The 21,463-nt window shown below is 59.9% G+C and carries 17 protein-coding genes; 5 read left to right on the forward strand and 12 right to left on the reverse strand.

Annotation, left to right across the window (positions count from 1 at the left end):
* Positions 1-14 precede the first annotated feature (14 nt).
* From BLW69_RS19220 to BLW69_RS19240, 5 genes are all read right to left on the reverse strand, one after another.
* A complete protein-coding gene (locus BLW69_RS19220) occupies positions 15-1,496 on the reverse strand; it encodes a c-type cytochrome (protein WP_092664267.1) in 1,482 nt (493 codons plus the stop codon).
* Positions 1,493-1,924 carry a hypothetical protein gene (locus tag BLW69_RS19225; RefSeq protein ID WP_062458841.1) on the reverse strand — a complete coding sequence of 144 codons (432 nt, stop codon included), beginning with the start codon at positions 1,922-1,924 and terminating at the stop codon, positions 1,493-1,495. The genes BLW69_RS19220 and BLW69_RS19225 overlap by 4 nt, the downstream gene beginning before the upstream one ends.
* Positions 1,921-3,444 (reverse strand): c-type cytochrome, encoded by a 1,524-nt coding sequence (locus tag BLW69_RS19230; RefSeq protein WP_092664269.1) that lies wholly within the window; start codon positions 3,442-3,444, stop codon positions 1,921-1,923. Before BLW69_RS19230 ends, BLW69_RS19225 begins: the two co-directional genes overlap by 4 nt.
* Positions 3,441-4,877, reverse strand: a complete 1,437-nt coding sequence (locus BLW69_RS19235) for an NADH:flavin oxidoreductase (protein ID WP_092664271.1) — start codon at positions 4,875-4,877, stop codon at positions 3,441-3,443. The genes BLW69_RS19230 and BLW69_RS19235 overlap by 4 nt, the downstream gene beginning before the upstream one ends.
* Positions 4,878-5,056: 179 nt before the next feature.
* On the reverse strand, positions 5,057-5,521 hold the full coding sequence (locus BLW69_RS19240) for an Lrp/AsnC family transcriptional regulator (RefSeq protein ID WP_062458837.1): 465 nt from the start codon (positions 5,519-5,521) through the stop codon (positions 5,057-5,059).
* A gap of 124 nt (positions 5,522-5,645) precedes the next feature.
* Between BLW69_RS19240 and alr the strand changes: the two genes are divergently transcribed.
* Both alr and BLW69_RS19250 read left to right on the forward strand, forming a co-directional pair.
* Positions 5,646-6,800 (forward strand): alanine racemase, encoded by a 1,155-nt coding sequence (gene alr / locus BLW69_RS19245; protein ID WP_092664273.1) that lies wholly within the window; start codon positions 5,646-5,648, stop codon positions 6,798-6,800.
* Between the two features lie 9 nt (positions 6,801-6,809).
* The gene (locus BLW69_RS19250; RefSeq protein WP_092664275.1) at positions 6,810-8,066 is read left to right on the forward strand and encodes a D-amino acid dehydrogenase; all 1,257 of its coding nucleotides are present in this window, start codon (positions 6,810-6,812) and stop codon (positions 8,064-8,066) included.
* A gap of 36 nt (positions 8,067-8,102) precedes the next feature.
* On the opposite strand, the gene BLW69_RS19255 is transcribed toward BLW69_RS19250, so the two are convergent.
* Complete coding sequence (locus BLW69_RS19255; RefSeq protein ID WP_092664277.1) at positions 8,103-9,470, reverse strand: sigma-54-dependent transcriptional regulator; 1,368 nt, start codon at positions 9,468-9,470, stop codon at positions 8,103-8,105.
* Positions 9,457-11,346: a sensor histidine kinase gene (locus tag BLW69_RS19260; protein ID WP_092664279.1), complete on the reverse strand. Its 1,890-nt coding sequence runs from the start codon at positions 11,344-11,346 to the stop codon at positions 9,457-9,459. Before BLW69_RS19260 ends, BLW69_RS19255 begins: the two co-directional genes overlap by 14 nt.
* Positions 11,347-11,561: 215 nt before the next feature.
* Here BLW69_RS19260 and BLW69_RS19265 point away from each other — a divergent pair, with 215 nt between their 5' ends.
* Complete coding sequence (locus tag BLW69_RS19265) at positions 11,562-12,890, forward strand: dicarboxylate/amino acid:cation symporter (protein ID WP_092664281.1); 1,329 nt, start codon at positions 11,562-11,564, stop codon at positions 12,888-12,890.
* Positions 12,891-12,953: 63 nt separating this feature from the next.
* Here the strand turns inward: BLW69_RS19265 and eutC are convergent, their stop codons facing one another.
* The 5 genes from eutC to BLW69_RS19290 form a co-directional block, all read right to left on the reverse strand.
* On the reverse strand, positions 12,954-13,733 hold the full coding sequence (gene eutC, locus BLW69_RS19270) for an ethanolamine ammonia-lyase subunit EutC (RefSeq protein ID WP_092664282.1): 780 nt from the start codon (positions 13,731-13,733) through the stop codon (positions 12,954-12,956).
* Positions 13,730-15,127 carry an ethanolamine ammonia-lyase subunit EutB gene (locus BLW69_RS19275; RefSeq protein ID WP_092664284.1) on the reverse strand — a complete coding sequence of 466 codons (1,398 nt, stop codon included), beginning with the start codon at positions 15,125-15,127 and terminating at the stop codon, positions 13,730-13,732. Before BLW69_RS19275 ends, eutC begins: the two co-directional genes overlap by 4 nt.
* Before the next feature lie 74 nt (positions 15,128-15,201).
* Complete coding sequence (locus BLW69_RS19280; RefSeq protein WP_062460391.1) at positions 15,202-15,423, reverse strand: hypothetical protein; 222 nt, start codon at positions 15,421-15,423, stop codon at positions 15,202-15,204.
* Positions 15,424-16,061: 638 nt separating this feature from the next.
* Entirely contained in the window at positions 16,062-16,319 is a 258-nt protein-coding gene (locus tag BLW69_RS19285) for a hypothetical protein (protein ID WP_062458814.1), read from the reverse strand.
* Between the two features lie 29 nt (positions 16,320-16,348).
* On the reverse strand, positions 16,349-18,643 hold the full coding sequence (locus tag BLW69_RS19290; RefSeq protein WP_092664286.1) for an FdhF/YdeP family oxidoreductase: 2,295 nt from the start codon (positions 18,641-18,643) through the stop codon (positions 16,349-16,351).
* 215 nt (positions 18,644-18,858) lie between these two features.
* Between BLW69_RS19290 and BLW69_RS19295 the strand changes: the two genes are divergently transcribed.
* Positions 18,859-19,878, forward strand: coding sequence for an Ldh family oxidoreductase (locus BLW69_RS19295; RefSeq protein ID WP_092664288.1), 1,020 nt, complete (start codon positions 18,859-18,861; stop codon positions 19,876-19,878).
* 232 nt (positions 19,879-20,110) lie between these two features.
* The gene (locus BLW69_RS19300) at positions 20,111-21,415 is read left to right on the forward strand and encodes a UDP-glucose dehydrogenase family protein (protein WP_062458806.1); all 1,305 of its coding nucleotides are present in this window, start codon (positions 20,111-20,113) and stop codon (positions 21,413-21,415) included.
* Positions 21,416-21,463: the final 48 nt, after the last annotated feature.

Genomic DNA, 21,463 nt, shown 5'->3' on the forward strand with positions numbered 1-21,463 from the left:
CCCCCTCCCCGGTTTCAAAGTGTCTTCAGATAGGCGAGCAAATTGTCCTTTTCGGCCTGCGGCAGGTCCGTGCCCCAGAGATGGCCGCCATTGCCGTTGCCCGGCAGGCTCGTGTCATAGAGAAACCCGCCCGTTTCCGGTTGCTCGGCGCTGACGAAACCCCCGTTCACCGTGTCGACGAGATCGGAGCCGCGATAAAACTGCTTCGGCCTCTGTTCCGGAGATTTGAGGAGATCGGCAAGCGTCGGAACGCTGCCATTATGCAGATAAGGCCCACGCAACCACAGGCCCGCCATATCGACGGCCACGTAGCCTTCCGCCTTCTGAAACTGCGTGAACCCCCACCGGTAGCCAGTCTCGTAATCGGCATATCGGGACTTCGCCACGGGGCTCCACATGTCGATGCGATGCCGATCCGTTCCGAGTTCGACAATCGGGATCGGAGATCGGTAGCGCGCACCGTTCGTGTCATGGCAAACGGCACACTGCGCCTGGTAGACCCCCTGCCCCGCATCGACGGCGGAGGCGTCAACCCGAAGGGGATCGTCCGTCTCACGACTACTCTTGAACGGCGAAGGCGGCGGCCGCTGCACCGAGGTGAAGGCGATCATCCGGTCGAGGTTTTCTTGGGTCCGCAGAACGGTTTTGGAACTCATGCCATCGCCGATGGCGCCCGATACCGCGGTTTCGCGCACATCCGTTTGCAACCCGTCCCAATGAAGCGAGAAGGTGCGAATGTTCGTCGGGGCAAGCTCGCTCATGTTCCACAGCGGCATCATGTCGGAATTGCCGATCGTGCCGTCGTCCGGGAGCTCGAGGTTCTGGAATTTGACGGGGTTGAAAGGATCGATGCGGCCCGGGCCCCAGTCGGGTCGAGTGTCCTGCCAAGCGAACCGCCGTGCCTGATCCTGAAATGCCTTGCGGGTTGCCGGGATCAGAACGAAACGGTAGAGCAACCTCTCATAAAGCGGCATGTCGTAGATCGTGGTGATTTCCCGCATCACCCGGTCCGCGGTGAAGCGGGCATCGGCACCGACCTTGATCAGGAAGCGGATATAGGCCTGCGGATCAACGCGCGTTCCGGCACCGGCCGAGACCATCACGCGAGGCTCATCGGGTTTCAGCCGGTAGCTGCCCTGATGGCAGAAGGCACAGTTGGGCGAGACGCGATCGATGACACCCAGTGTCGTCACCGAAAAGCCGATTGGCACCTTGTCTCCGGCACGCCAGTACATGCCGAAGGCACCGTAGCCATCCTTGCCGTTCGGCACATGCTCCGGAAAGAGCTGCGGCAGCACGCGCCAGATCCAGTAGGGCAGGCCCTGAACCTCTTCATTGCCGATCGAGCCGTGATTGAAAAGCCGGGCGAGATCCTCCGTACGAGGGGCGGCAACCGGGCGGAAAAGAAGAAGATAAACGGAAAGCGCACCCGCCACGACGACGACCAGCAGCGCCAGAAGCCCTTTCCAGAACAGCCGGGTTTTGCGCACACTCATGAGCGGCCCCCGTCGGCGAGTTCCTGTTCAAGGCGGCTGATGTTGAGGAGGCAGATCAGCGTCGGGATCGCCACCGAACCATCGAGAAGGACACCGGTGATATAGCCGATCGGCTGGTCGAACACCGTCACGGCAAGGAGGAAGAACACGACGCCGGCTGTGCGCGATGGAAAGACCTGCAGCCAGGCAAAGATCCGGTAGCGGTCGATATCGATCGACGCGGGAATATAGAAGACGGAGAGAATACCAAGCAGGAGGCCCGCGAACTGCGCCCAGATCACCTGGTTGACGACGATGCCGAACAGGGAAAGCAGCCATTCCGGGCAGAAGATCAGAGGCAGCACGAAACATAGGTTCAGGATCACGCCGATCCATACGACGATGGCGTGACGGGCCTTCCAGGTGCTGAGCGAGCGGGTCCTGATCATAGCGTCTTCATGTATTCGACGAGGGCATCCTTATCGGCTCCGGAAAGCTCCGTGCCATAAGCTTTGCCCTCGTGTCCGCGGTTGGAATTGCCGGTTTTCGAGGTGTCATAGAGAAACAACTGATCGCCCGGTGCCGCATCGTCGGATCGATATCCGACCCGTGCCAGGTCGAGCACCTCGCTGCCGCGATACCACCGGGCCGGCCGCTGCGACGAGGGTTCGAGCAGATCCCGCAGCGTCGGTACGGACCCATTGTGCAGATAGGGCGAGCGGGCCCAGATCCCGTCGAGGGGATGGTTCGCATAGCCGTTGGTCTTGTGGAACCGCTTGAAACGCCACGGATAGCCCGCATAGAGCTGGTTCTGTGCGGCCGCAAAATCCGGTGTGTAGGAGGCCCAGCGGCCGCGATCCGTCCCGATATCGGCCAGTGCGACCGTCTGGCCGAGCCGCTTGAAATGATCGGTATTGTAGGAATAGGTTCCGCCTGTCTTCATGCCATGGCAACCGGCGCAGGTATCCGAGAACACTTCCCTGCCGCGCTCGGCAGCGTCGACATCAACCTTTGCCGGAAACTGTGGCGCAGGAAGATCCCACATCCATTGTTCGATGCGGCGGATCGACGGTCGATCCACCGTTACCGGTGTCACACCTGCGCCGAGTGCTGCGCTCAGGTTGCGCTCGGCAACCGAATTGTTATTGCCGTCCCAGTGAAGGTTCATTCCCTCCCGCGGCCGTTGCTGCCAGATCGACGGATAATCGGAGCTTCCGTTCAGCGCTCCATCACTGATCGATGCAGCGTCCATCGGAAAGTTGAACTGCAGGCTTTTATAGGGGTTGAATGTATCCACCCGCCCGGGTCCCCATTTCTCCTGCCGCGCAACGAATGTCAGCCGTTTGCCGAGATCTGCGAATGCCGCCTGGAGGCGCGGAAAGATCACATAGCGATACACCACCTGCTCGAACGCATTGAGATGACCGCCGACTTCTGGACTGTTGATCGCGGCGATCAGCCGGTCGGCGGTAAACCCGGGATCCGACCCGAGGTCGATGAAGAAGAGAATGAATTCCTGAAGCCGCAAATTGTTTGAAGGTGCACCGTAGACCAGATGCCGCTCCGTCTGGTTCGGAAGCGTGTAGGTTCCGACATGACAAACCGAGCAGTTCAGCCAGACGCGATCGACTCCGGACACGATGCGCCTGGAGACGCCGATCGGCAGGTCGTCGCCCGGCTTCTCGTAAAGCATGCCGAAATGACCCCATCCGGCCGGCCCAAGCTTGTCGGCATACATCACCGGCAGCGCCTTGAAGACCCAGTAGGGTGGCCCGGTCGATGCCTCGCTGCCAATCGAGCCGTAGAGGAAATGATCTTCCTGGTTTCGGAACGCGACGACATACTGGTTGACGAAAACGAGCCAGTAGACGATCGCTGCGAGCACAAGCACTGCGATCACCACGACGATTTTCCGCTTGCGCCCGAGGACGATCTCGACCGGGGTCAGCGGATCGTTGAGATCACTCATGGCTCCGCCTCCACCGCCTGAGGTGGTGTCGCCACAACGCTTCCCGGAAAGGCTGGCGGCGTAAACACCGACATCACCTCGTCGATCATGTTCTGATGCCGGGCCTCAAACGTTGACCCGGGATACCGTTTTACCTCGTAGCAGCCGAGAGGGTTCTCCAGATCATTGAGAAGACACTTGTTGCAATAGGTGCACTCGCGGCCTTTGTCCGGGCCATTCTGGGTCTTGAGGATCTTTGGCAAATCATTGTTGGCAATCAACGGTCTTGCCATGCTGACGCCATCGCAGGCGCCGCTGCGGATCGCCTCGCCGATCACATCGGCATGCTGAAAACCGCCCGTACAGAGAACCTTGACGCTTTGATCGATGCCCCGGACCGCTTCCGTGACAGCGCGGGCATAATCGAGGTTGATGCCTTCGATGACTTTCCCCCGCCGGAAACGCCACCAGGCCACAAATGCAGGTCCCAGGACCGGATTCGAAAAGATCGAATAGTTGAAACGCGCCCTTGTGCCTTGCGAAAGCATGCCGTCATACCAGCGCCGCAGGTCGTTCAGGGGCAGATCACCCGGCGGGTTGCGGGGGTGCGGAAAGGTCGACCCGCTGGAAATATGGAAGGCATCGACACCCTTGCCGCCATCCAGCAGGAGGGTACAGATCTTGACCGTCTCGTCGAGCGTATTGCCCTTCCTGATCCAGGGATAGAGCCAGTCGTTGTGATCGACCCCGTTGATCTTCATCTGCAGGTGAAAGTCCTGACCGACCTCGCGGCGAATGGCGCGAACGATCTCCAGCACGAACCGCGCCCGCCCTTCCCAGTCGCCGCCATATTCGTCGGTGCGGTCATTGATGCCGCTGCTGAGAAACTGCGTGATGAGATAGCCGTTGGCGCCATGCAGCTCGACACCGTCGAGACCGGCCTCTTTGGCCCGGCGCGCGCCCTGGGCAAACTGCTCGACGACAGTGCGAATATCCTCCCTGCTCATCGCTTCGGCGAGCAGGCCGTGAAAGTAATCGCTTTTGTTCGTTGAGCTCAGTCCCCTTTTGTAGAGGTTTTCAGCACCGCCCATGTCCTGCTGGCGGCCCGAATGACTGAGCTGCATCAAGAACCGACAGTCGTGGGCGTGAACCCGTTCGCCGACCGCCCTCCAGAACGGAATTTTGTCGTCATTGTCGATCATCGCGTAGCGCACGAGGATTCGCCCACGCACGGAAACCGGCGTGAAAGACGAGATGATACAGCCGACCCCGCCGCGGGCGAATTTCTCCTCCCAATTCAGACGCGCAGAGCCGCCGTGACCGTTGTAATCGTCGAACTGCCCCGAGACATTCGATCGGAAAAGACGGTTTTTCACCGTCAAAGAGCGGAATTTCAGCTCCTGGAAGATCTGTCTGGAATTGTCTTCGTGAGTGTACTGCTGATCGTCATGCATCATCGTTCGCCCGCTGAGTTAAGAGGACGCCAAATTCAAAGGTCAGAATTTTTGGATGCTATGCGTAAAATGCTTGTGACTGACGATCACGTTATTGCAATTTTATCGAGCTTGCAACGGGAATATGCAACCTCGAAACCGGCCTCAATTCGCGAAGGTGAACTGTCGGGAGCGATCTTCTAACGACGGTTTTTCGAACGTGAGGCAAGCACGTTTCGGATGGAAAAGCTGGAATGGATCCGCAAAACCCCGGGAAGTGCCGACAGGATTTCCTTGTGGATGCGCTCGAACGCGCCGGCGCTCGCAACTTCCACCCTCAGGATATAATCCGAGCCACCGGTCATCAGGAAGCATTCCTGAATTTCCGGATGTTTCCTCACAGCAGCTTCGAACCGGTTGAGGTAATCCTCGGTCTGCCGCTCCAGCGTGATGTTGATAATCACGGCGATGGCGCTCTCGATCTGGCCATTGTCGATCAGCGCCGTATACCCGCGGATGACGCCGGCTTCTTCCAGGAGCTTGACGCGCCTGAGACACGCGGAGGCAGACAACCCGACTTCCGCGGCCAGTGCCGCATTGCTGATCCGCCCGTTCAGACGAAGGAGCCGGAGAAGGTTACGGTCGATCGCATCTATCGCTTCCATGCATATTCTTTCAAAACACGACAGAATTCACCAGAATATCGATATTCGTCGCACATCCTGTCATCAAATAGCACCAAACTCACCGAATATTCAAATAATCTGCTCTCACAGGGAGGGCAGCAGCATGGATATTTCGTCCTCGTTTGGTGACGCCGAAGTACAGTTCGTTGCCGAGGGTGCATCGGGATACCTGACAATCGATCTGGGTGCCCTCCGGCGCAACTACGAGACGCTCGCCGACATGCTTCGACCGGCACACTGCGCAGCGGTCGTGAAGGCTGATGCCTATGGACTTGGTGCAACGGTCGTATCGAGAACGCTCGGCGATGCCGGATGCCGGGACTTTTTCGTGGCCCAGTTCGTCGAGGCCATCCGGCTCAAGGATACTCTCCCTGCCGATGCACGTCTCTATGTCTTGAACGGGTTGCAGCCGGGCAATGAGGAGCGTTGTGCGGCTGATGGCATCATCCCGGTCCTGAACTCTTTGCCTCAGTTGCGCCGCTGGTCTGAGCTCGCGCGGCAGTCTGGCCGGTCGCTGCCCGCAGCTCTGCAGGTCGACAGCGGCATGTCCCGTCTCGGTTTGTCGCCGGAAGAATGCAGCATCCTGTCCCGGGAAATGAACGAGCATGCCGGCTTGGAATTCCAGTTCGTCATGAGCCATCTCGCATGCGCCGACGAAGGCGCAAACCTTATGAACGGCGAGCAGCTGGCGGAATTTGAAAGACTTTCTCGTCTGTTTCCGGGAATTCGGATTTGCCTCGCCAATTCCGGCGGCATCTTTCTGGGTGGCGATTTCCACCACACGCTGGCGCGGCCCGGCATTGCGCTTTACGGCGGCAACCCGACCCCCGGCTCTCCAAACCCGATGGAGCCGGTCGTCAGACTCGATGTCGCCGTGGTTCAGACACGTACCGTGCCGACCGGAACCCGGATCGGCTATGGCGGATCGCATATTGCTGACCGAGAGATGCATCTGGCAACGATCGCAGCCGGATATGCGGACGGCCTGCCCCGTGCCCTCAGCGGCACGGGTGCGGTGTATCACGCTGGCGTACGACTGCCGATCGTCGGGCGGGTTTCCATGGACAGCATCATCATCGATGTCAGCGCGCTGCCAAAGGATACTTTGACACTCGGCAGTCTCGTCGAGGTGGTCGGGGAACACCAGACGCTGGAAGAGATTGCCGAGGCCGCCGGAACGATATCCTATGAGATACTCACGGGCCTAGGGCACCGTTACCAAAGACTATACCGCCAAGTTCAGCTGCAAGACGTCTAGGGGAATGCCATGAAAGTCATCGTACTCGGCGCCGGCGTCATCGGCACGACCACCGCCTATCAACTGGCCAAGGCCGGCCACGAGGTCGTCGTTGTCGATCGCCAGACAGGCCCTGCGCTCGAAACAAGTTTCGCCAATGCCGGCGAAGTCTCGTTCGGTTACTGCTCTCCCTGGGCGGCACCGGGCATTCCGCGAAAGGCACTCAAGTGGATCTTCATGGAGCACGCGCCGCTGATCCTGCGCCCGAAGCTTGATCGCGCCATGCTGTCGTGGATGTTCAAGATGCTGTCGAACTGCACCTCGGAGCGCTACGCGATCAACAAAAGCCGGATGCTGCGACTTTCCGATTACAGCCGGATCTGCCTTGCAGATGTCCGGGATGAAACCGGGATTGATTACGACGCGCGCATGCAGGGAACGCTGCAGCTGTTTCGCACACAGCAGCAGCTCGACGCCTCCGCAAAGGACGTCAAGGCGCTCGCGGCCGATGGCATTCCCTATGAAGTGCTCGATCCCGAAGGCTGTATCCGGGTAGAACCGGCGCTCGCCCATGTGCGCGAAAAGATCGTCGGCGGACTTTTGACACCCAAGGACGAGACCGGCGACTGCTTCAAGTTCACTAATCTTCTCGCCGCCAAGGCCGAAGCGCTCGGCGTCCGGTTTGCCTATGGTACGACCATCAAACGGCTCGATGTCGAAGGCGGTAAGGTCAGGGGTGTCGTGACGGACCGCGAAACGCTACGTGGTGATGCGGTCGTGGTTGCTCTCGGCAGCTACTCGCCACTGGTCGTGAAAGACCACGGCATCGATCTGCCGGTCTATCCGGTCAAGGGATATTCGCTGACCATCCCGATCAAGGATGCCAGCCGCGCGCCGGAATCAACGATCATGGACGAGACCTACAAGATCGCCATCACGCGGCTGGGCGACCGCATCCGGGTGGGCGGCATGGCCGAAATTTCCGGCTATACGAACGATCTCGGTGCGCCGCGCAGGCGCACGCTCGAACATTCCGTGACCGACCTTTTCCCCGGCGGCGATATCACCAAGGCGTCGTTCTGGTCGGGCCTTCGTCCGATGACACCCGATGGAACGCCGGTGATCGGAGCAACCAAGATCAGTGGTCTCTACCTCAATACCGGGCACGGAACGCTGGGCTGGACGATGAGCTGCGGCTCGGCGCGGGTGATCAGCGATCTCGTCAGCGGCAAAACGCCCGACATCGATGCAACCGACCTTGCCTATGCGCGATACGCGCGCCGCTGATCGGCGTCGCCCGCAAACGCGGAGCCGCGAGCAAGTTCAGGAAAGGCGCTTGTCCGCGAATTCGCTTCTGACGATGCCGTGGCGCTGCAGCTTGTCGTAGAAGGTCTTGCGGGGAATGCCGAGCGCTGCAATCGTCTGCTGCACATCGCCATCACACGTCTTCAGCGTTTCACGAATGATCTCGGCTTCGTATCGCTCCAGCCGCTGGGGCAGCGAACCCGTTTCCGGATCGGCTGATTGCCGAGCGGGAGAGCTTGTCGGATCAAGCCCCAGAACCACACGCTCGGCAAAATGCGACAACTCACGGACGTTGCCGGGCCAGTGATGGTCGCGCAGGTACTGGCCGATTGTTGGCGTGATCGAGGGTGCTTCCCGATCGAAGCGGGTTGCGGCACGATCTGCGAAATAGCTGAACAACAGGGGAATATCGTCCGGCCGCTCCCGCAGAGGCGGAATGGCGATCGTGACGACGTTCAACCGGAAATAGAGGTCTTCCCGAAACGTCTCGCGCTGAGCCTGATCGCCCAGATCCACCTTGGACGCGGCGATGATCCGCAGATCCACGGGACGCACTTCGTTTGTCCCGAGCGGCATCACCTCGCGCATCTCCAGCACGCGCAGCATCTGCACCTGCGCAGACATCGGCATGCTCTCGATCTCATCGAGAAAAAGCGTGCCGCCGCTCGAGTGCTCGATGCGACCGATGCGCTTTTTCTGCGCGCCGGTGAAGGCGCCCGGTTCGTGACCGAACAGCTCGCTTTCGATCACCTGCTGCGGCAAGGCGCCGCAATTGAGCGCCACGAAGTTCCCGGCGGCACGGCGGCTCCATCCATGCAGAAGACCGGCAACGATTTCCTTGCCGCTTCCGGTCTCGCCGGTGACGAGGACATCGATATCGGTATCGGCGATCTGGCGAAGCATGTTGCGTAGTCGCTGCATGACCGGTGTCTGGCCGATCAACGGGGATTCCTGGCTGGAACTCTGAGCTGCTGCGCGCAGCCGGCGGTTTTCCAGTGTCAGACGTCGCTTTTCAGCAGCGCGCCGGACGCATTGCACAAGCCTTTCCGTCGCAAACGGCTTGGCAAGGAAGTCGTAGACGCCGCTTTGGATGGCCTTCACAGCCATTGGGATATCGCCGTGGCCGGTCATCAGAATGACCGGCAGCTCTTCGTCCAGACTGCGGAGGCGGTCGTAAAGTTCGAGACCATCGAGCCCCGGCATTCGAATGTCGGAGACGACGATGCCCGGGAAGTCCGCGGAAATTTTAGACAGGGCATCCGTAGCCGAGGTGAAAGCGATTGGCTCGAAACCGGCAAGCTCCAGCGTCTGGCCGGTAGCGCGCAGGAGATCCGCATCGTCGTCTATCAGGATAACCGGTACCGCGCCCATGTCAGGCTCTGTCATGATCGTTTTCCTCATCAGCTCTCACGAGCGATATTGTAAAGCAGGTCCGTCCATCGCGGCTCTCGACCTCGATGCGCCCGCCGTAATCGGTGACGATGTCTTTGGAGATGACGAGGCCGAGCCCCAGCCCTTTTTCCTTCGACGAGTTGAAGGGCTCGAACAGAGCCTTGAGAATCTGCGGCGCGATGCCGGGACCGTTGTCGCAGACATGCACCAGCACCCGATCGGCAGACACATCCGTCGTCACCTGGATCAGCGCATCCGGTCGGCCCTCAACAGCCTCCAGCGCATTCTGGAACAGATTGATAAACACCTGTTCCAGCCGCAACCGGCTCCCCATCACGACCAGCCCGCTTGGCGGCGGCGTGATCTTCAGCGTATCCATTCGTCCGGTGAAGCGGCTGCGAACCAGCATGGTCGCACCGTCGAAGACTTCCTGCAGCAGGACCGGTTCCGGAGCCGGTCGGCCTTTGCGCGCAAGTGCCTTCAGATCATCCGTAATCGCACCGATCCGTTCCGTGAGAGACGCGATGTGATCTAGATTTTCGACCGCAGTCTCGGCCCTGCCCCGTTCGAGCAGTACCTTGGAATTGTCCGCATAGGCGCGGATCGTCGCGACAGGCTGGTTGATCTCGTGGGCGACACCGGCTGCAACCTGGCCGAGGATGGCAAGCCTGTTGGCATGTACCAGATCCTGCTGGACGGACTGCAGCCGGCTTTCGGTCTGCTTGTGATCCATGATCTCCGCCTCCAGCCTGTCACGCGCCAGACTGAGGTCGATCGTGCGCGCCGCAACCCGATTTTCGAGATCTTCCCGCGCAAGCCTCTGCTGGGCAATCGCCATTTCGGTCACCTGCCGACGTCGCAGCAGGAACGCTGCCAGCGCCAATAGTGTCGTTACGACCAGGATCGCCATCAGCCGTGTTTCGCGAAGCGCATCCGACATCGCCTTGGAAATTGGCAGAAGATATTCGAAGCGCCAGGGGGTCGACGGGATCGGGGTCGTGATCTCCAGGAAGTCTTCTGCTCCCGCGCCTCCCGGAAGAATAGCCTGCAGCGTCCGCGCGTTGTCTCCGACCGGCTGCTGACGGATGAATGGCAGGGGAAGAAGCGGCGCATCGCCGAATTGGAGACTTTGGCGAATGGCGCCGAGATCGTCCGGATCCAGCGGCTGGGTCGTCATGAACCGCCAGGATGGGAGGCTGGTGATCAGTACGACGTTGCTGGAATCAACAACAAACGAAGGGCGCTGCGAGTTGCGCCAGTCCGCTTCCAGCTGATCGAACTCCATCTTTGCAACGACCACGCCGAGCGGCGCTTCGGCCGGACCGACGCGTTGCGAGATGTAGAGACCGGGCCGTTTGCTGACGCTGCCCAGTGCGAAATGTTCAGCCGCCCCCTTCTGCATCGCCCGCGTGAAATAGGCACGGAAGGTATAGTCGTTGCCGACAAAGCTTGTTGGCTCCCGCCAATTGCTCGACGAGATCGCAATCCCGTCCGGGCCAACGACATAGATCACGCTGGCATTGGTCTTAACGACCAGGTCTTCGAGTTTGGCATCCAGTGCCTCTCTCTTCGCAATAGCCGCATCGGCGCTCAAGTTGACCAAAGCGTCGCGGACCTCGCGGTCACCGGCCAGAAGCAACGGTAGCGCCCGCGGTCGCTCGAGCACGGCCTGCAGAAGAGCAACCTTCAGGTCCGCATCCGTTCGAGCCTGCGCTTCCAGTCGCGTTAACGCTGATGCACGGCCGTAGCGCTCGACCGCAAACCCTGCGGCGACCACAATACAGAGCGCGACCACTCCAAACGTGATCCAAGCCAATCGGAATTTCCGGAGAAGCCGTTCATCGACCTTGGGACCGTTCGTATTGGACATGGCTCTACTGAGCACAATTCCGCACAGCCATCAAGAACAAGTGCGGAGTTTCGCACATTTCGAGAAGTATCTAGGAAATAGCCGCAAAGCCCTCTTCATGAAATTCAATGACTTAATCGCGCCGGCGCAAAGTGGCACGCTGCTTGCTCCCCTCTAGCTCAATTCTGAGAACATGCCCCGGGTAGGAACCTTGAGCGGGGCGACTGGAGGACTTTATGGATATCCCAACACCCGCAGCCGGGACCCCGGCGGCATTGCCATTCTATCGCCACCTGTATTTCCAGGTCGTCGTCGCAATCATCGCGGGCATGCTGATCGGCCACTTCTGGCCTGAATTCGGCGCCAGCCTGAAGCCGCTTGGCGACGCCTTCATCCGGCTGGTCAAGATGATCATCGCTCCCGTGATCTTCCTCACCGTGGCAACCGGCATCGCCGGCATGTCCGACCTGAAGAAGGTTGGCCGGGTCGCCGGCAAGGCGATGCTCTACTTCCTGACCTTCTCGACGCTCGCACTGATCGTCGGCCTGATTGTCGGCAACCTGCTGCATCCGGGTGCCGGAATGAACATCGATCCGTCCACGCTGGACGGCAAGGCTGTGGCGACCTACGCAACCAAGGCGCATGAGACGACGATCACCGGCTTCCTGATGAACATCATCCCGGAAACCATCGTTGGCGCGTTTGCCCAGGGTGACATTCTTCAGGTCCTGTTCTTCTCGGTCCTGTTCGGTATCTCGCTCGGCATGGTCGGCGAAAAGGGCAAGCCGGTCACGGACTTCCTGATCTCGCTCACCGCTCCGATCTTCCGTCTTGTTGCGATCCTGATGAAGGCCGCTCCGATCGGCGCCTTCGGCGCGATGGCATTTACCATCGGCAAATACGGCATCGGCTCGGTCGCCAACCTCGCCTACCTGATCCTGACATTCTACATCACCGCACTTCTGTTCGTGATCGTGGTGTTGGGCGCCGTGGCGAAGTATAACGGTTTCTCGATCTTCTCGCTGATCCGCTACATCAAAGAGGAACTGCTGCTCGTTCTCGGCACCTCGTCGTCGGAAGCAGCGCTTCCCGGCCTGATGCAGAAGATGGAACGTGCGGGCTGCAAGCGCTCGGTTGTCGGCCTGGTCATCCCGACCGGTTACTCGTTCAACCTCGACGGCACCAACATTTACATGACGCTGGCAGCACTCTTCATCGCCCAGGCGACGGGAATCGACCTGTCACTTGGTGATCAGATCCTGCTTCTGCTCGTTGCCATGCTGAGTTCCAAGGGTGCCGCCGGCATCACCGGTGCAGGCTTCATCACGCTGGCTGCAACGCTATCGGTTGTTCCCTCCGTCCCAGTCGCCGGCATGGCGCTCATCCTCGGCATCGACCGCTTCATGTCGGAGTGCCGCGCCCTGACCAACCTCGTCGGCAACGCGGTTGCGACCATTGTCGTCGCACGCTGGGAAAACGAGCTGGACAAGGACATGCTGGACAAGGCGATGGCCGGTGAGCTGACCGGCGATCCGGTAGCCCCTGTCCTGCAGCCGGCGGAATAAGATACGCTCCCAAGCGTCAAAAGGGCGGTACCTTTCTAAGGTGCCGCCCTTTTGATATGTGGCCTAACCCAGGAGCGCTGCTGCGTCGCGCAGGGCAACGCCGCTGATACCGGTCTGCACCATCGCCTTGACCAGAGCCGTGATCGCATCGGCCGCGCTGGCAATCGACATCCCGCCGTCGCGGATGTTCGATATGCAGTTGCGTCGGGAATCGGGCGTGCCTGACCTCGGTTCGTAGGTGACATAGGCGCCGAGACTGTCGGCTGCCGAAAGCCCCGGTCGCTCCCCGATCAGAATGATCGATAGCTTGGCACCCAGTGCCTCGCCGACCGGGTCTGCCAGCGCAACCCGCGCATTTTCAGCCAGAACGATCGGCGCCAGGGAAAGATTCAATTCCTTCAAGCGTGTTTGAAGCGCCTCGATCAGCGGCGTTGCGTTGATTTCCACCGCATTGGACGACAACCCATCGGCGACAACGATGACCACATCGAAATTGTCGCCGCTTTCGGGTCTCACCGAACGAAGCAAATCGACAGACGGTCCGGAAAGTTGCCGGCCAAGATCCGGGCGACGGACGTATGTTCCGCGATCTTCCGCAAGGCTTGCGACCTCGATTGCGCCAAGGCCCATCGACTTCAGACGCTGCGAAAGGCCATGGCGATCCATCCCGCTCCACACCGCCTCGCGAGCCCGTGCGTGATCCATCAGGAACGCGAGTTGCACCTTTGTCGGCTGACCGGCGCCGAAGCGTCCGAGCGATACCCGGGCCGCGGTCATCGACCTGAGATCGAGGCTGCGCTTTTCGGTGTCTTCCACCGGGACAGGCTGATCGCGATCCGTCATGCCGAGGCTCCAAGAAGAGCAAGCTCGGACAGGTGCCGGGTCAGCCGCACCGGATCGTCCTTCAAATAGCCTGCCGGATCGGTGAGCCCCATCTCGTTCAACCATGCTTCGAATTCCGGTGCAGGCGGGCGTTTTAGAGTCTCGCGGCAGTAAACGGCGTCGTGGTGCGACAGAGACTGGTAATTGAGCATGATATCGTCAGCGCCTGGCACGGTGATGACGAAGTTCACATTGGCGGCACAGAGCAGGGTCAGGAGCGTATCCATGTCTTCCTGGTCAGCATCCGCATGGTTTGTGTAGCAGACGTCGACCCCCATCGGCAGACCCATGAGCTTGCCGCAGAAGTGGTCCTCCAACCCGGCGCGGATGATTTGCTTGCCGTTGAAGAGATATTCGGGTCCGATAAAGCCGACGACCGTGTTGACCAGAAGTGGATCGAACGCCCGAGCAACCGCATAGGCGCGCACTTCCATCGTCTGCTGATCCACACCGAAATGCGCATCGGCGGAAAGCGCCGCACCCTGTCCGGTTTCGAAATACATCAGGTTCGCATCGACAGGGCCGCGTTTGAGAGCCCGCGCCGCGTCATGGGCTTCCTTTAGCATCGCCAGATTGACACCGAAACCTTCGTTTGCCTTTTGCGAGCCGGCGATCGACTGGAATACCAGATCGACAGGAGCCTGTTGCTCGATTGCCCGGATGGCCGTCGTGACATGGCCGAGGCAGCAGGTCTGGGTAGGGATCGACAGACGGGAGCGCAACTCATCGAGCAGGGAGACGATCCGGACGTAATCCTCAATGCTATCGGTTGCAGGATTGACGCCTATCACTGCATCGCCCGACCCCATCAGTAGACCGTCGACGGCGGACGCTGCGATACCGCGCGAGTCATCCGTTGGATGATTGGGCTGGTTGCGGGTCGAAAGCCGGCCCGAAAGACCGATCGTCGAGCGAAAGCGTGTCACGACCTCGCGTTTGGCCGCAACCGAGATCAGGTCCTGAACACGCATGATCTTGGAGACCGCTGCCACCATTTCAGGCGTCAGGCCGAACGTGATTGCCTCCAGCTGACGCTGCCCCGTCTCGGGCTTCAACAGCCATTCGCGGAACTCGCCGACCGTCAGCGACGAGATCGGTGCGAATGCCGAAAGGTCGTGCTGGTCGGCAATCAGTTGCGAGACCTCGTCGGTCTCGGCCGCGATCAGCTCCTCGGCGAGGAATGCCTTAAGCGGCAGGTCTGCGAGTGTGATCTGCGCCGCAAGCCGCTCTACCGGACCCTCTGCCGCCACCCCCGCAAGCTGGTCACCAGACCGCTCGGGCGTCGCCTTGGCCAAGAGATCCTTCAGATCACGGAAACGAAAGACCGTCTGCTCGATCGTGGTCTGGTAGGGCATCAGGCGATTTACCGGCTCAGAGGAACATTACGTCCATCATCACGCCAGGCTCCGACCGATGCAAGCGGCAAGCGTCATGAAATGAGATCAGCGAGCGCTTTGTGGCCGGCAAGCGCTGTTTCCAGTTCCGGAATCGTGTGATTGCCTTCCCGGAACAGGTTGATCATGACCGCAGCCGCGATACTGACGTCCGGATCGCTCCTCTCGAGATGATACTTCGCTCGCCAATTCTCGAGTACGATATCGAGGACTTCAAGTTCCGTGGGGCCGAAGGTCTTTTCCATAAATGCGGGCATGACAAACTCAAACTTCTCAGTGACGGCCATCATTTGGTCGATGCGATGCAAGCTTCAAGAGGCGGGTCATCACTTTCTTACAAATGAGATAAGTTCCAGGTCCCTGCGGAAAAACCTCTGCAACCGCAAGAAGTTAGTTGCAACGCACAATCCTCGCGGTCACGAGCAACGCACCATCGACAGCGCCGACAGCCCTTTCACTCGTTGCTGCAATGCACAGATCTGACTGTCACGACTTTCAGGAACACAACCCCAGTCAAGATCGCAACTGAAACGAAGCAAGACGCAGAAAGTGCCACGGCGGCGACAACAATCGTCGCAAGGTCGAGACAACTAGTCAGCTAGCACAGCACTTAGGGAAAGCATCATCAACGAGGTTGGCGAACGTCGGCGGATACAAGACGAACGAACCCAGGCGCACGGCAGGAATGTCCCGCCATTGAGCGATGCGAGAGATGGAGGCGACGGACTTTGCCGTGTGGATACCAGTCACCGACGCACAGAAGCCCGGGCTCGATCACCCGGACTTCGATTGCAGCACCTTATAGGCAATGGGACCATGGTGAGACATGACGTCCTCATGCCCGCACCGAAGGTCAGCGTGGGAAGGAGGTTGCAACCGCCTCCACCAAAGCTTTTTATTCGACGGGAACAGCCGCCCCGTCGTCAGGCCTGCGGTAAAATGTCCTGAGCGTGCGTTCATCCTTGCTGGTGACCTGAAGCCAGGCACCCGGAATCTCCGTCAGTTCACGCAGAACGATCGAATGCTCGATGCCGAACAGCCGCGAAAAGCTGCGGCTGTCCTTGGCAACATCGAGATCGAGGGCAATGATCATCCCCGCCTGTATGCCGCTGAGGCGGGGATCCTGCTGTTGCAGCCTGGCAGTGAGCGCCATAAACCGGTCTGGATCCGGAGGGTTTCCCGTCACGCCGCCTCGCGACGGCGAACGGAGACCATCACCGATTTGGATGTGGGCGTATCGCTCTCTTCGCCCGCGCTTCCGATCGGTACGAGAACATTCAGTTCGGGATAATAGCCGGCGATGCTGCCCCGCGGAATGTCGTAGGGAACAAGGCGGAAATCAGATGCAACGCGGGCGATGCCGTCAGTGTACTCGCAGACGACGTCGACGCGTTCCCCAGCCTTTGCGGACAGCGCCTTCACGTCCTCGGGGTGCATGAAGATGACCTGTCTTTCGCCGTAAACGCCACGATAGCGATCGTCGAGACCGTAGACCGTCGTGTTGTACTGGTCATGCGAGCGGAACGTCTGCAGCGCAAAGTGATCGTGCCGCTTGAGGGCGGCCTGATTGACGGTCTCGGACGGCAGGGCGATATCGGAGAAGGATGCCTTACCCGTCGGGGTGACCCACTCGCGATGGGCAGCCGTGTTGCGCAGGTGGAAGCCGCGCGGCTTGCGCAGACGCGCGTTGAAATCCTCAAAGCCCGGAATGGTCGCCTCGATATGCTTGCGGATCAGGTCGTAATCGTCGGCCAGAGCCGCCCAGTTGATCATGTCCGAGCCGACGGTGGACGCGGCCATGCCGGCAACGATCGCCACTTCCGAGAGAAGATGCGGCGAGGCAGGCCTGTTGATGCCGGCCGAGCCATGCACCATGCTCATCGAATCCTCGACGCTGACGAGCTGCGAATTGCCGGCAGAGTTAAGATCGATCTCGGTGCGGCCAAGGCAGGGCAGGATGAACGAGACATCACCCGGCATCAGATGAGAATGGTTAGGCTTGGTCGCGACATGCACGGTAAGTTTAAGCTTGCGAAGCGCCAGCTCGACCAATGCGCTATCGGGCGTGGCGCGGGCAAAATTGCCGCCGAGCCCGATGAACGCCTGTGCGGAACCATCCAGCATCGCGCCGATTGCGGCGATCACGTTATGACCATTGGCGCGCGGCACCGCGAACCCGAATTCTTTCTCGAGCGCATCAAGGAAGGCGGCCGGAGGCTTTTCGTTGATACCGACCGTCCGGTCGCCCTGAACATTGGAATGACCGCGCACAGGGCACAGTCCGGCTCCCGGCTTGCCGACATTGCCGCGCAGGAACATGAAGTTCGAGATTTCGCGAATGGTCGCGACCGAGTGCAGATGCTGGGTGATACCCATGGCCCAGGTGCAGATGACGCGCTCTGCCTGCATGTAGACGTCTGCAGCGCGTTCGATCGCTTCGCGGGTCAGGCCAGACTGCGAGATGATCTCATCCCAGCTGGTAGCCTCGACCGCGGCCAGATAGGCGTCGAAGCCTTCGCAGTGTTCGGCGATAAACGCGTGATCGAGCACGGACGGACGGCCGGCTGCAACAGCTGCTGCTTCCGCGGCCAGAACCGCTTTCGACATCCCGCGCACGGCGGCCATGTCGCCGCCCAGTTGCGGCTGAAGATAGTCGCTGGCGATGTCGGTCGCGCCGCCACGCAGCATCTGCAGCTTGTCCTGCGGGTCCGAGAACCGCTCCAGACCGCGCTCCTTGACCGGGTTGAAGACGACGATCTGGGCACCGCGGACCGCGGCGCGCCGCAGGTCGCCCAGCATGCGCGGATGGTTGGTACCCGGGTTCTGGCCAATCACGAAGATCGCGTCGGCCTTCTCGAAATCCTCGAGCAGGACCGTTCCCTTGCCGACGCCGATCGACTGGCGAAGAGCCACGCCGCTCGCCTCATGGCACATGTTGGAACAGTCGGGGAAATTATTGGTGCCGTAGGCGCGCACGAACAGCTGGTAGAGGAATGCCGCTTCGTTGCTAGCGCGGCCGGACGTGTAGAATTCAGCGCGGTCTGGGCTGTCGAATCCTTTGAGGATGTCGCCGATCTCGGCGAACGCGTCCTGCCATGTGACCGGGAGGTAGCGATCGCTTGCCGCGTCGTAACGCATCGGATGGGTGAGACGACCGTTGAGCTCAAGCTCATAGTCGGACTGACGGCGCAGCTCGGAAACGGTGTGTGCCGCGAAAAATGCCGGTGTGGCGCGCTTTTCGGTCGCCTCCCACGAGACGGCCTTCACGCCGTTCTCGCAAAATTCGAACGAGGAGCCATGCTCCGGATCGCCCCAGGCGCAGCCGGGACAGTCGAAACCGTCAGGCTGATTGGCCTTCAGCATTGCCCTTGCACCGGACAGCGGAGAGCCGCTGTTCAGCAGCTGCTTGCCGCAGCTTTTCAATGCGCCCCAGCCGCCTGCGGCCGACGATTTTTTACCGATAAATCCTGTATCCATGCTGCATCTATTTGTCGCGGGGACGATTTGATCAAGCGGCAGAACAGCATGGCTTGATAGGAAATATCTATCGTCCTTCTAAGGGGCTCCGATTTATGGTGGTCCGTCGCGGAACTTCTCATCACCGGGATTGAAAGCGCGGCGTCTGCGGCTATTCTCGCGCCGAACTGAAGCGACATCTATATACCGAGCGGAACGGCTACGCAGGAGAGAACATGACAGAAAGTGCTGCCATCCATATCGGCTTTGACGATCTGGTCGCTTTGCTGAAGACGATTTTCGTTCGCAACGGCGTATCTGAGCCAAATGCCCAGATCCTTGCCGAAAACTGTGCCGGCTGTGAGCGCGATGGCTCTTTGAGCCACGGGATTTTCCGCATGCCGGGATATGTATCCTCTCTGAAGAGCGGCTGGGTCGATGGCAAAGCCGTGCCGGAGGTGGAGGACGTCGCCCCGGCCTTTCTCCGCGTCGATGCCAACGGCGGATTTACCCAGCCGGCGTTCTTCGCCGCGCGGTCCCACCTGATCGAAAAAGTCAAAGCCAACGGCGTTGCGGTCCTTGCTATCCGTCGCTCGCATCACTTCAGCGCGCTTTGGCCGGATGTCGAACCGTTTGCGGATGAGGGGCTTGTCGCCCTGAGCGTCGTCAACAGCATGGCGTGTGTGGTACCGCACGGTGGCCACAAGGCGGTGTTTGGCACCAACCCGATTGCCTTCGCCTCGCCGCGCGCGGGCTCTGCTCCATTTGTCTTCGATCAGGCATCTTCAGCGATCGCTCACGGCGACGTGCAGATCGCGGCACGCGCCGGGCATGACCTGAAGCCCGGCATGGGTGTCGACCGCAACGGAGAACCGACAACCGACCCGAAGGCAATTCTTGACGGCGGCGCGCTGCTGCCATTCGGCGGGCATAAAGGCAATTCGATCGCATTGATGATCGAAATCCTCAGTGCGGCCCTGACCGGCGGCTATTTTTCAGGTGAGTTCGACTGGAGTGGCCACAAGGGTGCGCAGACGCCATTCACTGGCCAGTTTTTTGTGGTTATCGATCCCGAGCGGGGCGGCAATCACGCCTTTGCCGACCGTGTTGCGCAGATCTGCGACCTTGTCCTCGATGCCGGTCAAGATCGTCTTCCCGGGGAGCGGAGACATAACACTCGAAAGGCTGCCCTCGCACATGGCATACCGCTCTCGCCCCAAAACCATGACATGCTGATGGCTCTCGCTACACCCTGATGTCTCGTATTTGCAGATGCAATTTCGCGAATATGAACTTCACCGCGCGGAAGAGAAAAAACTTGTCATCGGGGGTAACTATAACGCAGCAAACCCTTTGCCTTTTGCTTGCAAGAAAACATAAGGAGGCATGTAAGGAATGCTTGGAATCAATTTACATCGACAATCTTTAGCCTGACCTACTACATTTTAACTTGCGCAAATATAAGCGACCCAATTCTCAGGAGATTTCATGCGTATCGTAATGGTTGGATCGGGCTATGTCGGGCTTGTGTCCGGAGCGTGTTTTGCAGATTTCGGCCATGACGTGATCTGCGTCGACAAGGCCGCGGAAAAGATCGATGCCCTGAAGAATGGCGTCATCCCGATCTTCGAGCCCGGCCTTGATGCCTTGGTCGAAAGCAATGCCAGGTCCGGCCGTCTTTCCTTCACGACCGAGCTTGCGCCGGCTGTCAGCGAAGCCGACGTCATCTTCATCGCTGTTGGCACCCCCTCGCGCCGTGGCGATGGTCATGCCGACCTCGGTTACGTCTATGCTGCCGCAAAAGAGATCGCAGCTTCGATCAAGGGCTTCACCGTCGTCGTGACGAAGTCCACCGTGCCTGTCGGCACCGGCGACGAAGTTGAGCGGATCATCCGGGAAGCCAATCCGGATGCGGATGTCGCCGTTGTCTCCAACCCGGAATTCCTGCGCGAAGGGGCAGCGATCGATGACTTCAAACGTCCGGACCGCATCGTTGTCGGCCTCTCGGATGACCGTGCCAAGGCTGTGATGACCGAGGTCTACCGGCCGCTGTTCATCAACCAGTCGCCGCTGCTGTTTACATCACGCCGCACATCCGAACTGATCAAATATGCCGCCAATGGTTTTCTCGCCATGAAGATTACCTTCATCAACGAGATGGCGGACCTTTGCGAGAAGGTCGGAGCCGACGTTCAGGACGTCTCGCGCGGGATCGGCCTCGACGGTCGCATCGGATCGAAATTCCTGCACGCAGGTCCGGGCTATGGCGGATCCTGCTTTCCAAAGGACACGCTGGCGCTGGCAAAGACCGCACAGGACTTTGACGCACCCGTGCGTCTGATCGAGACCACGATTGCTGTCAACGACAGCCGCAAGCGTGCCATGGGCCGCAAGGTGATCGCCGCTGCCGGTGGCGATGTGCGCGGCAAGAAAGTCGCTCTGTTCGGCCTTACCTTCAAACCGAATACCGACGACATGCGGGACAGCCCGGCAATCGCCGTCGTTCAGGCTTTGCAGGATGCCGGCGCGATCGTGTCCGGCTATGACCCCGAAGGCATGGCAAATGCCAAGCAGATGATGGACATCGAGTTCGCAGCGGGACCCTATGAAGCAGCTGAAGGTGCCGATGTCGCCGTGCTCGTGACCGAGTGGAATGCGTTCCGAGCCCTCGACCTCGACCGCCTGAAGTCCATCATGAAAACGCCGGTTCTCGTCGACTTGCGCAATGTCTATCGCGCTCAGGAAGTTGAAGCACACGGCTTTGCCTATACGGGTGTGGGCAAGAGCATCTGAACCCGGGATCCGGCACATGGCGGTGTTGCCTTGAGCGGGACAAGCAAG

Origin of the sequence: Rhizobium sp. NFR12, assembly GCF_900108545.1 — a bacterium.
Classification (GTDB): domain Bacteria; phylum Pseudomonadota; class Alphaproteobacteria; order Rhizobiales; family Rhizobiaceae; genus Neorhizobium; species Neorhizobium soli.